At 28.8% G+C, this 15285-nt stretch carries 11 protein-coding genes and 2 riboswitches; all 11 genes read right to left on the reverse strand.

Annotated elements, in window-relative coordinates:
- Positions 1–27 precede the first annotated feature (27 nt).
- Positions 28–750 (reverse strand): amino acid ABC transporter ATP-binding protein, encoded by a 723-nt coding sequence (locus BM027_RS12265; RefSeq protein WP_090092191.1) that lies wholly within the window; start codon positions 748–750, stop codon positions 28–30.
- A complete protein-coding gene (locus BM027_RS12270) occupies positions 737–1396 on the reverse strand; it encodes an amino acid ABC transporter permease (protein WP_090092193.1) in 660 nt (219 codons plus the stop codon). The genes BM027_RS12265 and BM027_RS12270 overlap by 14 nt, the downstream gene beginning before the upstream one ends.
- A gap of 114 nt (positions 1397–1510) precedes the next feature.
- A complete protein-coding gene (locus tag BM027_RS12275; RefSeq protein ID WP_090092195.1) occupies positions 1511–2314 on the reverse strand; it encodes an ABC transporter substrate-binding protein in 804 nt (267 codons plus the stop codon).
- A gap of 391 nt (positions 2315–2705) precedes the next feature.
- The gene (locus BM027_RS12280; protein WP_090092198.1) at positions 2706–4817 is read right to left on the reverse strand and encodes a HelD family protein; all 2112 of its coding nucleotides are present in this window, start codon (positions 4815–4817) and stop codon (positions 2706–2708) included.
- 222 nt (positions 4818–5039) lie between these two features.
- Positions 5040–7097, reverse strand: a complete 2058-nt coding sequence (gene ftsH, locus BM027_RS12285; RefSeq protein WP_090092201.1) for an ATP-dependent zinc metalloprotease FtsH — start codon at positions 7095–7097, stop codon at positions 5040–5042.
- A gap of 83 nt (positions 7098–7180) precedes the next feature.
- Entirely contained in the window at positions 7181–7399 is a 219-nt protein-coding gene (locus BM027_RS12290) for a DUF3006 domain-containing protein (protein ID WP_090092203.1), read from the reverse strand.
- A gap of 259 nt (positions 7400–7658) precedes the next feature.
- A complete protein-coding gene (gene lepB / locus BM027_RS12295; RefSeq protein WP_423230333.1) occupies positions 7659–8138 on the reverse strand; it encodes a signal peptidase I in 480 nt (159 codons plus the stop codon).
- Between the two features lie 340 nt (positions 8139–8478).
- Positions 8479–8997, reverse strand: a complete 519-nt coding sequence (gene lepB / locus BM027_RS12300; protein WP_090092207.1) for a signal peptidase I — start codon at positions 8995–8997, stop codon at positions 8479–8481.
- 234 nt (positions 8998–9231) lie between these two features.
- Positions 9232–10527, reverse strand: coding sequence for a diaminopimelate decarboxylase (lysA, locus tag BM027_RS12305; RefSeq protein ID WP_090092209.1), 1296 nt, complete (start codon positions 10525–10527; stop codon positions 9232–9234).
- A gap of 188 nt (positions 10528–10715) precedes the next feature.
- A riboswitch (Lysine riboswitch) is annotated at positions 10716–10956 on the reverse strand.
- Positions 10957–11646: 690 nt separating this feature from the next.
- On the reverse strand, positions 11647–13764 hold the full coding sequence (locus BM027_RS12310) for a methyl-accepting chemotaxis protein (protein WP_090092284.1): 2118 nt from the start codon (positions 13762–13764) through the stop codon (positions 11647–11649).
- Positions 13765–13894: 130 nt separating this feature from the next.
- On the reverse strand, positions 13895–14629 hold the full coding sequence (locus BM027_RS12315) for an acyltransferase (RefSeq protein ID WP_090092212.1): 735 nt from the start codon (positions 14627–14629) through the stop codon (positions 13895–13897).
- 456 nt (positions 14630–15085) lie between these two features.
- A riboswitch (cyclic di-GMP riboswitch) is annotated at positions 15086–15174 on the reverse strand.
- Between the last annotated feature and the right edge of the window lie 111 nt (positions 15175–15285).

Raw genomic sequence — 15285 nt, forward strand, 5'->3', positions numbered from 1 at the left:
GCATATCCCTATTTCTTGTCTAAAGGCTTATAATACTTTAGACAAGAAATCTATTGTTCTTGGATTCTTAGGATTTTTGAATACTTCTTCTGGAGTACCTTCTTCTACTATGTTTCCTCCATCCATAAATAGTATTCTATCTCCAACTTCTCTTGCAAATCCCATTTCGTGAGTAACAACTACCATTGTCATTCCTTCTTTTGCAAGGTCTTTCATAACATTTAACACTTCTCCAACCATTTCTGGATCTAGAGCTGAAGTTGGTTCATCAAATAACATAACATCCGGTTCCATCGCTAATGCTCTTGCTATTGCTATTCTTTGTTTTTGTCCACCTGATAATGATGATGGATATGCATCTGCTTTATCCTTTAAGCCTACCTTATCTAATAACTCCATAGCTTTCTTATTAGCATCTTCATTTGAGATTCCCTTTACTTTTACAGGTGCTAAAATTATGTTTTGTAATACTGTTTTGTGTGGGAATAAGTTAAATTGTTGAAATACCATACCCATTTTTTCTCTCATTGTATTTATGTTTGTATCTTTTGAAGTTATATCTTTTCCTTCAAATTCAATAACACCTGAAGTTGGTTCTTCTAGTAAATTAAGACATCTTAAAAATGTACTTTTACCTGAACCTGAAGGTCCAATTACTACAACAACCTCGCCTTTTTCTGTGTGATGATTAATTCCTTTTAATACTTGATTTTTTCCAAAACTTTTGTGTAAATCTTTAACGTATATCACTTATCTTTAGTCTCCTCTCTACATGTCCTAATATTCTTGTTAGTGTGAAAGTTATTACAAAATAAATAACAGCGGCTACCAATACTGGTTCTAAACCTAAAGCTGTATTTCCTCTTACTATTCCTGCATTGTACATAAGTTCCGCAACTCCAATAACTGAAACCATTGATGATTCTTTAATTACTGAAATAAATTCATTTCCAAGTGCGGGTAGAATATTTTTAAATGCTTGAGGTATTACAATGTAAGTCATTGATAACTTTTGACTCATTCCTAAACTTCTTGCAGCTTCCATTTGACCATTATCAACTGCATCAATTCCAGCTCTAATTATTTCAGAAACATATGCTGATGAATTTAATGCTAATGCAAATGCACCTACAATCATGTCAGGAAGGTCTATCCCTATTAATCTAGGTAATCCTATATAAATTATATATATTTGAACTAAAAGTGGAGTGCCCCTTACAAATTCCACATAAGCTGCTGATATAAAACTTATTGGTTTGAACTTTGAACGTCTTAAAAGGGTTAAACAAAGCCCCATAATTGTTCCAAATAATACTGCAAAAAATGCTAGTACTATTGTTATCTCTGCGCCCCTTAAATAATATTCATAGTATTTTCCTAAAAATGTAAAATTCAAATTTCGTTCCTCCTAGTCATTTCCTTAATATGCAACTTAGATATATATTAGATTAGGCATCTTCAAAAACTCCCTAAGGGGTTTTATCCTCCATTATTAGTTATTAATTACTAATTAATCTACTAAGTTGTTTGCTTCTATTACAAATTGTTCTATCTTTTTTTCATCTTGTAATTTCTTTATTGTTTTATTTATTTCAGCTTTTAATTCATCTGAACCTTTTTTCATAGCAATTGCTGATCCACCTTCTTCATCTTTTAAAACTACTGATGTTAATGCTATATCAGAATTCTTTTCAACATTATATTTAGCAACTGGTAATTCTACTAAAATTGCATCCACTTTATTATTTTTTAAGTCTAACACTAAATCTGTAACTTTTGCTAATGATTTAAGTTGTGCATCTGGAACACTTTTCTTTGCAAGAGCTTCTTGTATTGAACCTTTTTGAACCCCAATCTTCTTACCTTTTAAATCATCAATTGATTTAATCTTGCCTTCTTCTCCAGCTTTAACTATAAAACCATGTTCTGCATTATAATATATGTCTGAAAAATCTGCATTTTCTTTTCTTTCTGCTGTTGGTGTCATTCCTGCAAATACCATATCAACTTTCTTAGCTTGAAGTGCCACTAATAATCCATCAAAATCCATATCATTAACTTCAAGTTCTACTCCTAAGTCTTTTGCAAGTTCTTTTGCAATTGAGATATCAAATCCTACAATTTGATCTTTTCCATCTATTTCTTTATGAAATTCATATGGTGGATAATCAGCACTTGTGCCAACTACAAGTTTACCTTTTGCTTTAATTGCATCTAATGCAGTTGATTTATTGCCTGCACATCCTACTATACTTATTGCAATAGTCCCAATTGCTACAATCATTCCTAGTTTTTTTAATAATCCTTTATTCATTGATTTATTCCTCCTAATTATTTATTATAATTTAGGCCTATTCAAGAAAATAACGAGTCAGTATGCTAGTCTGTTTTTTTGTCATACTGCATCTGTAGTATGAGTCCATAGCCTGATATGCATTAATACTATCTTCTTACCCTTACATAAAGTGAAACTTTTCAGGTGGAATTTTATACTCCAGATGAATTTAGTTGAACTTATACCATCAAGGGCACCTCGTCTTAAGACAAAATATACGGCATATATTTGACTTGTTATTTTCTTTCATGTACCTTATCCGTTTCTACTATAGTATAATTATACAATAGAAACTAATAATTATGCAATAAAAATTGTATAATTATTAAATATTTAAAATAAAAAATTAAATTTATACTAATACCTAGGATTATTGTTTCCTAATTACTGAAAGTCTATGCAATGCTCTAGTGCACATAATATATTTTACTAATGATTGTATTTCATCTTTTTCCACAACTATTACTCCATCAAATTCTAGTCCTTTTGCAAGGTATGCTGGAATTAATACTCTTCCACCTTTGTATAATACATCTTCATTTTCAAAACTTTGAATGCTAATTTTTTGTTTAAGCATAGATGAAATTTCTCTTAATTCTTTCTTTCCATTAAAAATTACTGCAATATTCTCAAGACCTTCTTCTTCATAATCTTCAATTATTGAAATAAGTGTATCTGTAAATTCCTCATCTGAAAAAGTTTCTTCTTCTATTATAGGCTCACCATTTCTAACTAAAGGTATTATTTTATCTTCTTTTAAGAACTTAGTTGCATATTCCATTATTTGTTGAGTAGATCTATAACTTTTAGTTAATGAGTATTCTTTTACTTCTACTTTTGATTTATCTTTATTAAATAATTCTTGAAGATTAAGCATTGCAGGTTCTTCCTCTAGCTCAATTAATCTTTGATTAGAATCTCCAACTATTGTGTAACTCTTACACCCTGTTAGCTCTTTTATAACTTCAAATTGTATAATACTATAATCTTGAGCTTCATCTATTACAATATGTTTTACATCTTCTTTAATTTTTTTACCATCTAATTTAATCATTAGATATAGTATCCCTGACAAATCCATGTATCCTAATTCTTGAGTATTAGTTAAATTTTTATATAAATCTATAATACATTCATGGTTAATCCATTTATCTAATTCTTCTCTTGAAGTTATAACATGTCTTACTATCTCTCTTACTTTCATTCTTCTTAAATACTCTAAATTGACTGTTTCAATATCTACCTCATCTTTTGTTAATGCTGCTATCTTTTCCTTCATTTCTTCATTTAATTTATATACAACTTCATCTCTCTTATCCTTAATCTTTGAGATAAGTACTCTTTTTATCTTTTCGCTTCTTCTAAACAAAGGCATGTATTTATAGTGAAGGTTAAATAAGTCTTCTATTTCTTTAATTCCAACAATTTCTTCTCCATTGAAATTCACTGATTTTATATTAAAATAATTCTTATTTAAATCCTCTGCACCTTTATTTAATAAATCTAAAAAGTTTCTTGAGCTCTTGTATTTATATTCTTTAAGTGCTTCTTTATCTCCGTTCATAGCATCTTCTATATAACTTCCAAAACTTTTTATCTTTTGATTTTCTATATCTAATTCTCTTTTCGCAAAATTTTCAAAAGTAAATTGTTTTATTCCACCTTCACCTAGTGATGGCAATACTTGAGCTATATAATCCATAAAGATATCATTTGGCCCAAAAATTAATACCTTGTCTCCAAATTGTTTTCTGAAATTATAAAGTAAATAAGATATTCTATGAAGTGCAATTGTAGTCTTACCCGAACCTGCAACTCCATTTACAACTACAACTTTATTCTTATCTTCTCTTATAATTTCATCTTGCTCTGATTGTATAGTCATAACTATATCTTTTAATTTATCTGATGAATTTTCAGTTAATATCATTTGGAGTATCTCATCTTTAACATCAACCGCTGAATCAAATAATCCTTTAAGCTCTCCCTTTTTAACTATAATTTGTCTTCTTGATAATATACTAGCCTTCATTTCTCCACTAGGACAAATATAACTTGATTCTCCTAAATTCCCCTTATAAAATAATGATGAAATTGGAGCTCTCCAATCCACTATAATAGGTTCAGATCCATCCTCTAAAGTTAGTCCATATCTTCCTATATAAAGTTCTTCTGGAAGATTACCTTCTTCCATAAAACTTATTTTACCAAAGTAAGGTGCTTCTTTAAGGCTAGTAAATTCAATAAGTCTCTTATCTATTGTCTTATAGGCCTCTTCTTTAATATAATTTTCATGATCAAAATAATCTATAATTTGATCTTCGTCATCTTTATATTCTTCAATAAATTTTTTTCTAGATTCAAGTATATACTTTGCTACATCTTTTCTTCTTTCTAAGTACATAAGTATTTCTTTACTAAGAATATTTAAAACTTCTTGTAATTTATTTTGTTCTGTTAAAAAATCCATTTCTTGATTCAAAATAACTTTATCCCCTCTACATACATTTTATTAGGCACATGAAAGAAAATAATAGACATGCATACTGGTCTATTATTTTTTTGAATGTGCCTTAATTCTGAATTGTATACTAATCTTTGACTATTTCCTTAATTTAGAAATAGAGATATGATTGCTAAATGGGATCAATCATGTCTCTATTTCTTTAAATATGACTTATACTATTTTTTTGAATATGTCTTATTATTCTTCACTGTTAGAGGCATCTATAGCATCATTTAGAGTTTTATCTAGATTTGATCCTGCTTCTATTTTTACTCCTACTGTTTTTAAAAACTCTGCTTTTTCTTTTTCCTCATTTGCTTTTTTTAATTGGTCTATCTCTTCTTGTTTTTTTCGTTGTTTTTCTTTTTGTTCCTCATTTTTTTGTTCTCTTTCTTTATCTTTCTTATCCTTCTGTTCTTTCATGTCTGGATACTTTTCATAAATAAATCCCATAAATTCATCACCAAAAAGAGTTTCTTTTTCTAAAATTACATTAGATATTGTATCTAATAAATCTCTATTTTCTCTAAGAATTTCTCTAGCTTTATCATGCGCGGATTTTATTATTTTTAATGTTTCCTGATCCAACAATGTTGACGTTTCTTCACTACAATTTCTCACAGCTCTACCATCTAAGTATCTGTTTTGAATTGATTCAAGTGCCATCATATCAAATTTATCACTCATACCATATACAGAAACCATACTTCTAGCTGATTGAGTAGCTCTTTCTATATCATTTGAAGCTCCTGTTGAAACCACATTAAATACTTCTTCTTCAGCTGATCTTCCACCTAGCATAACTGTAATTTGGTTCATTAAATCTTCTTTCGAAATCAAATATTTTTCTTCTTCTGGAAGTTGCATAGTATATCCTAGCGCTCCCATAGTTCTAGGAACTATAGTTATTTTATGAACTGGATCTGTTCCCTCAAGTAACGTTGCAACTAAAGCATGACCTACTTCATGGAATGCTACTAATTCTTTTTCCTTTGAAGAAAGAATTCTATCTTTCTTTTCCTTACCTGCAATTATTACTTCAACAGCATCTCTTAAGTCTTCTTGAAGTACAACTTTTCTTCTAGTTCTTACCGCTCTTAAAGCTGCTTCATTTACTATATTCGCAAGATCTGCTCCTACTGCACCAGGAGTTCCTTTTGCTATCTCTACAAGATCTACATCTTCTCCAAGATGTACATTTTTTGCATGGACTTTTAATATAGCTTCTCTGCCTTTAAAATCTGGTCTATCTACTATAACTCTTCTATCAAATCTACCTGGTCTTAAAAGAGCTTTATCTAAAATTTCAGGTCTATTAGTAGCTCCAAGTAAAACTACTCCTTTTGATGGATCAAATCCATCCATCTCTGCAAGTAATTGATTTAAAGTTTGTTCTCTTTCATCATTACTTTGCATTTGATTATCTCTACTCTTACCTATTGCATCTATTTCATCTATAAAAACTATACAAGGGGCTTTTGCTACTGCATCTTTAAATAATTCTCTAACTCTTGAAGCTCCAACTCCAACAAACATTTCAACAAAGCTTGAACCTGATAAAGAGAAAAATGGCACCTTTGCTTCTCCTGCAACAGCTCTTGCAATAAGAGTTTTTCCTGTTCCTGGAGGTCCTACAAGTAATACTCCCTTAGGTAATTTTGCTCCTATTTCTGTATACTTACCTGGACAATTTAAAAAATCTATAACTTCTTTTAATGATTCCTTAGCTTCTTCTTGCCCTGCAACATCTTCAAATGTTACTCCTATTTCATTTTCTATATATACTTTAGCATTATTTTTGCCGATACCCATGATACCGCCACCCATGCCGCCTCCGCCATTTCCCATTTTAGCAAATATGAATTTCCAAATGAAAAAGAATGCTACCATAGGTAAAATCCAACTAAGAGCAAAATCCATAAGTGGTGTCTTTTTAGGACTTGTTCCTTTAAATATTATCTCTGGATGTTGTTGTAATGTAGATATTAATTTTTCATCATTAACATTTCCTGTATATAAAGTTTTATCTTTAAATTCACTATTCTCTGTAGGCGTTATTATTAAGTTTTCATTTGTAATAACAACCTTTGAAATTTCTTTATTTGCTATCATGTCTGAAAATTCATTATATGTAATTTCTTTAGTCGTAGCTGCTTCTTTTACATAATTAGCAGTCATTATAAACATAAATACCATTATGAAATATATAATCATAGTGGTATATCTTTTTTTCTTATTTTTGTTATTGCCTTTCATCAAATCATCCCTTCTCTCAAGCTGTGTCCATATATTGTTAGATTTAAACATTATAATTATGTTCTTTAAAATGCCTTAACAAATTATTTCCACATATTTTTCATCATGTCGTGTGTTTTATCTTTTCTATTTATTGTTAAATCATTATCAACAATAAATGTATCTCCTTTATTAATTAAAATATCTCCTTCTTTTGGAGTTCCTTTAATTTCTGAAACTGATATCCTTAACATATCACCATTATAGCATTCAAGTATTGCATACATTCCTTCAATTCTGTCTATTATATATTTATTTCCCATATCCTACCCACTCCCCACTTCAATATACAAAACTAACACTATACAACTGACAATTATCATTAAGGTATATCCAAATAAATAACTAAAACTCCTTTGAAGCTTTATCCCCCATTTTTTATTGTACATTGTCAATTTATTAACTATTCGGCATATTCAAAAAAATAACAAGTTCGTATGCTAGTCTATTTTGTGTCATATGCCTTATTCATTGTAATAGCTTATCTAAATAGTATACCATAATAATTAAAAATAAATCTTTCTATTTAAGACTTCCAAAATCTTTTATTGGCCAAAATTTAATTTGAGCTTTTCCTTTTATGTCACTCTCATCTATATATGGATTTATCCATTTTCTTGCATCATTTGAACGTATTCTGTTATCTCCTAAAAAGAAATATTTATTAGCTGGTACATCAAAAATACCATCATAATGTTCATTATTTTTTACATAATCTTCTTTTATGTCTTTTCCATTTATATTAACTACTCCATCTTTTATTTCAATATGATCTCCTGGTAATCCTATTACTCTTTTTATTACTGTTTCATGAAGTTCATCAGAATAAAATACTACAATATTTCCTCTATTAATTTTACTTAAATCATAAACTCTAGTTACAAATAACTTATCTCCAATATTTAAAGTTGGAACCATAGATTCACTTGGAATATAAACATTATATACTAAAAATTTGTTTATTAAAAAAGCAATTGCTAATGCTGCAAATATTGGAATTATCCACTCTTTAAAAAAACTTCCAGTCTTATTGGGTAGCTTTTTTTGTACTCTAACATTGTTATTATCTTTAACATTGTTATCAATTTCTTTTAAATCCTTGTTATCATCTTTAACATTATTGTTAATTTCTTTTGAATCCTTGTCATTATCTTTAATATCATTATCAATTTCTTTTAAATCTCTGTTATCATCTTTAATATTATTGTCAATTTCTTTTGAATCCTTGTTACACATTAAATCTTTCTCCTCTTATATCAATGTACTTCAATGTACATTGTAAAGTATCAATTTATTAATCATTGTACATTGGTTATATTATAATTAATTATCAATTTAGTGTTTATTTATACATTTGAAAGTCATTTAATGGATATATTTTTATTTTAGCTTTTCCTTCTATTTTATCTCCTTCTATATATGGATCTTTCCAACACCTAGAATCATCTGATCTATCTCTATTGTCTCCTAAAAAGAAATATTCTCCTTCTGGAACATCAAAAGTTCCACTGTAATGATCATTATTTTTCACATATGGTTCTTCTAACATTTCTCCATTTCTCCATACAACACCATTTTTTATCTCTATATGATCTCCTGAAATTCCTATTAATCTTTTTATAAGCGTTGCCTTTAGTTCATCTGATTGAAAAATTACAATATCTCCTCTTTGTAAGTTTTCCGGATTATGCACTCTTGTCGCAATAAGTCTATCCTTTACTCCTAATGTTGGAATCATAGAGCCACTAGTAATCCATACACTATAAATTAGAAATTTCCATAATAATAATCCTATAACAACAGCAGCTATTATTGTTGGTGCCCATTCTTTAACAAATCCTTTTTTGCTACTATCCTCCATCTCATTTCCACCTTCCTATATTATAATCAATATAATAATATAAAATATATATCGCATTTTTGACTAGTTATTTTATTTCATATGCCTAAGTATATCATTTTTTTATTTAAATTACCTTATGAAAAAAAATATGCACCAAACATTTTTGGCACATACCTCTTTTTTATATATTATATCTTGGGAAAGAATATTAATAAAAAGCTTTTTTAATTTATAAAAACATAATATTTTTAGTTAAACTACTTCATTCCTTATTACATCTTTATAAGTTTCTCTTTTACAGACAAGTCTTGATTCCTTGTCTTTAACCATAACTACAGCTGGTCTTGGTATCTTATTGTAATTATTAGACATAGAATATCCATATGCTCCTGTAGTCATAACTGCTAAAATATCGTTTTCCTTAACTTCTGGAATCTTAATGTGTTCTAATAATATATCTCCTGATTCACAACACTTACCAGATATAGTAACTGTTTCTTCAGAATTATCCTCCACTCTATTTGCAATAACACATTCATATTCTGCATTATAAAGTGCTGGTCTTATATTATCAGTCATTCCACCATCTACTGAAACGTATTTTCTTATTCCTGGAATATCTTTAATTGATCCTACTGTATATAGGGTTATTCCAGAATTTGCAACTATACTCCTGCCTGGCTCTATAATTAAAAGTGGTCTTTCTTGGCCAGTTCGTAAACAAACCTCATCAACTTTATTTAATATTGTTTCACAATACTCTTTAGTTGTCCTTGGTTTATCCTGTCCACTATAGTATATACCAAAACCTCCCCCTAAATCCAGTTCTTTTATCAAATAACCAGTATTTTTTTGTATTTTTTGTATTAATTCCATCATTATTTCAACTGCATCTTCATATGGTTCTAGTTCAAATATTTGTGAACCTATGTGACAATGAAGTCCTGCTAAATTTATATTAGGAAGCTCTATGGCTTTTTTAATTGCATCTGTTATCATATCTCCTACTGGTGCAAATCCAAACTTTGAATCTACTTGACCAGTTTTTATATACTCATGAGTATGTGCTTCTATGCCTGGTGTTATTCTTAAAAATATATTTTGAATTTTGTTATACTCACCTGCTAATTTATTTAAAACTTCCATTTCATAATAGTTGTCTACAACAAATCTTCCAACCCCAAGTTTAACCCCTAATTCAATTTCGTCTAACGTCTTATTATTTCCATGAAACATTGTTTTTTCTAATGGAAACTCTGACTTATATGCAGTATATAATTCCCCACCAGATACAACATCTAAATATAATCCTTCTTCTTTTACTATTTTGCACATTGCAATAGTTAAAAATGCTTTTCCTGCATAGGCAACTCTATTTTCATTTTCACTACATTTAAAGTACTTATAATAATCATTACAATATTCTCTGATTAATTCCTCATCCATAACATATAACGGAGTACCATATTCTTTCTTTAGTTCAGTAGCTTTTACCCCTCCAACTACTAATTGGTTATCTTCAACCTTCATCGTACCAAATAATTTCATCTTTCTACCTCCATTAATTTTTTGTTTAAAAAACAAACGCCACAGATAAACCTATTTATCTGCGACAGGTAGAGACTCTGCTAGTTAGGATTTTTTGTTGCTTTTTTGCTTATTGCTAAACTTAATCATCTTCAAAAAATAACTAGTTAATATGCTAGTTTATTTAGTGAAATATTTTTGCAACTATTATACCTTGTAGCTCCCCACATTAAGGCACATGAAAGAAAATAATATACTAAAGATGCGTCGTAGATCGAGTCTATTATTTCTTTGAATGTGCCTAAGTGACAGTTATGCATATATTATATACATACCCAGAAATAAACTTTTACAAATAGCTTATTCCTTCGGCCATAATCCCTTTCTCTATAAATCATAATCTGTCGATTCCTTATAGATACTTATAATTACAGCACCTCTACCCAGGTCATGTTCTTATTACTATCTTATTAAACTATTAAAAATATGATATCATATTTTTAATTTAAATCAACACTTTTTAATAGTAATCTAAAATTTTTATAAATTTATTAATTTATTAATAAATAGCCCTCATTTTTATATTTAATTATTAATATACAGCTATTAAATTTAATTGAGAACAGAAAAAGCTAAATCCTAAACAAAAATTTCTTGTATTTTTAATGTTTAATATAAAAGTTCTAATTAAATTATCTTTTGCAATATTATTATACCCAAATTGTTTTTTTGCATAACACACTCTCTTCTACAGTTAAAAATTAGCACCTACACGCTTCTTATATAACTGTTTAAATTTGAAAGTTAAGGTAATACTTTTTCATTTTAATAAAATCAAATTGGTCTTAAGAAATAATTACCATTTAAACCTTAAATTAGTTTAAATGGTAATTATTTTATATAAGTTCATCATTATTAAATAAAGCATCTATAAAAAAAAATAGGGATATGCTTTTACGTAGTGATACATTAGTGAATAGGACTTCTAGTATTTCATTATTTATAAGATAGAATTTGTCACTGTCTGAGCCCTTTAGGCGAGTTTGACAAAAATTCTATAACATAAATGATTAAAATACTTAAGTCATATTCACAGTATCCGTAGTATAAACATATCCCTATTTTTTTAAAGTATATATCTTATTTATCATTCTTAGAAATTTTAAATTTAGATACTAACTCATTAAGTCTATCAGAAAGTTTTGATAACTGATTAGCTCCATTACCAATTTCCTCCATAGAAGCAGTCTGTTCTTCAGCACCAGCTGATATCTGTTCTGTAGCAGATGCTGTTTGCTCAGATATAGCAGATGTATTTTTCATTTCTGTCACAGTTCTTTCTGCAGTTTGAATCATTGTTTCTGTAGCAGATGATACATCTTTTACAACAGAGAAAATATTGCTAATAGCTTTTTCAATATCATCAAAATGAGTTCCAGCTTGTAATGCAACTTGCATACCACTAGTAATTTCATTTGAACCATCGTCCATACTATCTGTTATAGATGAAATCTGCCCTTGTATACCACTGATTAAATTAGATATTTGATTAGCAGCAATTGATGATTGCTCTGCAAGTTTTCTAACTTCATCTGCAACAACAGCAAAACCACGTCCTTGTTCCCCTGCACGAGCAGCTTCTATAGCAGCATTAAGAGCAAGTAAATTAGTTTGATCTGCAATGCTAGTAATAACTTCAACGATTTTACCAATTTCTGATGATTTTGCAAGTAGTAGTTTGCTTTCATCTAAGTTTTTCTTGTTATTTCCAACAATTATCTTCATACTATATACTGCTTTATCTACTGCTTTAAAAGCTACAGAACTTATATTGTGTGATTGCTCAGCAGTTTCAAGCATGTAGTTACATTTGCTAGTAACAGCTTTACTTGCTTTTTCCATTTCAATAGTCTTGTCAACAGCTAAACCTACTTGTCTTGCTTGTTCTGTAGTATTTTCTGCGACAAATTGTATTGTCTTAGCAGCTTCCTCTGTAACCTTGCTAGCATCATCACATGAACTTGCAAGCTCACTTGAAAGACTATTAACCTTTTTTGATTCACTATTTATGTCTGTCAATATATTTCTTAAAACTTGAATAGTATTATTAAATGCTTTAGAAAGATTTCCAATTTCATCTTCAGACTCAATCTCTACAGAACCACTTAAATCACCAGTAGAAACATCATCAGCAAATTTACTAAGCTTAGTTAATGGCTTAATAAGATGACTAGCAGCAAAATATATAGCTAATGATAAAATTACTGTAATTACAAATGCTATTACTAACATAACTACTAGCAATTTATTAGATGCCGCAAAAAGTTCATCTTGATATACTATATTAACTACAGTCCAGTCTGATATTGAAGATTTAGCATAAAAAGCAATTTTTTTATCATGACCTTCACCAAAGCGGAATATCCCTGGATTACCACTTTTAACAAGTTCACCAAGTTTATTAAGATCTGCATCTTTAACTGTACTGATTTTTTCTTTCATAGCCCAATCTTCGTTTGGATGAGCAATAAAAGTTCCATCATTTGCAAGCAACATTCCATATCCTTTTTCGCCGTACTTCATATTTTTTACAATGTCTTGTACTGCTTCGATTTTTAAGCTTGCACCAGCTCCTGCTGTGACCTTACCAGTATCATCCTTTTGCCATGCAAACATTAATACCATATTTGTTTTATATGCTTCAGAATATGCAGGTTTCAAAATAACATCATAAGGGATACCACCGTTATGAGTGTATCTTTCTGATGCTTCAGTTACTGCTGCTTTAGCCCAAGGAGAAGTTTTAGATACTCCATCTTTTACATTATAATAACGTGCTTGAAGTTTACTTAAACTATCAGGATTACTCCACTCATTTGGTTCTAAAGAATTTACAATATGTAAGGCTGCATATTGATCAGGATATGTTGTATTAATAAATTTCCAACGTGCTAAATTCACTTCATCTATAAGTTCTATAGATTGATTATTACTTTCAAAATCAAGATTAGGATTAATCTCCAAAATACGCTTCGTCATAGGATTGTTAATAGTTTCGCGTACTTCAGCAAGTCTCCCTGTTAACCAAGTATTAATATGATTTGTAGCTTCAGTTGTTCTTGTTGACATTGAATCAGTTAACTCTTTTTCGATTATATTATTGAACTTAAAATATGCTACCCCTGTTAGCGACAATAATCCAACTATAACTAATGGTAAAATTACCACCATAAATTTCCATTTAAAAGACATTTTCATATTCTTCATGTTTTATCCCCTTTTAAGTATTAACTATTTGTTAAGTTATATTAAAGGTTAAGCTGTTTTTTCATATCAGCTTAACAGAATTAGTATTAAGGTATGTATAAAAAATTAAAGCTTTATATTTTTATTGTTGAAATTTACTATTATGAAGCCATATGTGATTTAGCTCATCTTCACTATTATCAAAAGTTTTTCTATTTCTCATCTCTTTAGCAGGTACTCCTGCCACTAGAGAATTTGCTTCTACACTTTTATCTACTAATGAACAAGCAGCTACTATAGACTGCTTTCCAATTGTTACACCTGGTAATATAGTTGAATTTGAATATATCTTAGCATAATCTTCTACTATTACAGGACTATACTCTCTTAAAAAATGGTCATGTTCTAAATGAGAATGAGTAAATATTGTTACTCCTTCAGTTATAACTACTGAATTTCCTAATATTACACCACCCTTAGAATCTATAAATACTCCCCTATTTAAGAATACATTATCTCCTACTTCAATATTATCTGGTATATTAAAACGAACATTTTCTTCAGCTATGAAATTTTCTCCACATGATTTAAACATTTTTTTTGCTAATATTCTTCTAAATGGAATAGAAAAATTAGATATAAGGCACATAGGTGATTTATCTAATACATCCCATAAAAAATGTAAATATCTCTTTTCTTGTGAAAAACCTATTTCTTGATTTTTAGGTAAATAATCTCCATATAGTTCAATTTCTTCTAATATTTCGAATGGAAAAGAACATTGTAAAACATTTAAAATATCTATTACACCATTTTTGGTTATACCTTTACTTACGATATCTTCTATTTTACATAACAAGTTATCTATTTTACTCATATGTTATTATGATTATTAAAATTGCAAGAAAAAATAATCATTTTCTCCTTTCTGTAATTTATTAACGTTTGCAATTTTATTAAATAAGGCATCTTCAAAAAATAACAGTTCAATATGCTACATATATTTTGTGCAAGACAAAGAGATGAACTTCACTTATAGTTTGTACTCTCTACGAACTTCGTCTTACAAAGTATGGTGCAAAATATACTAACATATCGACTAGTTGTTTTTTAAAGATGCCTAAGTATGATTGTATGTTTTATCTCAAAATTTTAAGCTACTAATCCTAATTAATAAGTAGCTAAACTTAAACTTGACACGTCACTTTTACATTTATTTGTAAAACTAACTATTTTATATCAAATACTTATTTCGAGACATTAGTTAAAAAGTGCCTATTAATAATAAACACTAAAATATAAACAAATATAAAATTTGAAATATTAACTATATTTTGGTAACCTGACAATCATAGAAAATAAAATTTCCTTAGACTCATAGCTTTGCGACCTTACCTTTCGATAAGTTTGCTATTATCATTATAGATTTTAAACTTGCAATGGTAATTATGACATTTATTGCACTAAATTTCAACATAATAAACCTTTTTTTTAATATTTTATTAAATATATTATATTTAGATATATCTAACA

The sequence above is a fragment of the Clostridium uliginosum genome (assembly GCF_900112485.1).
GTDB lineage: Bacteria > Bacillota > Clostridia > Clostridiales > Clostridiaceae > Clostridium > Clostridium uliginosum.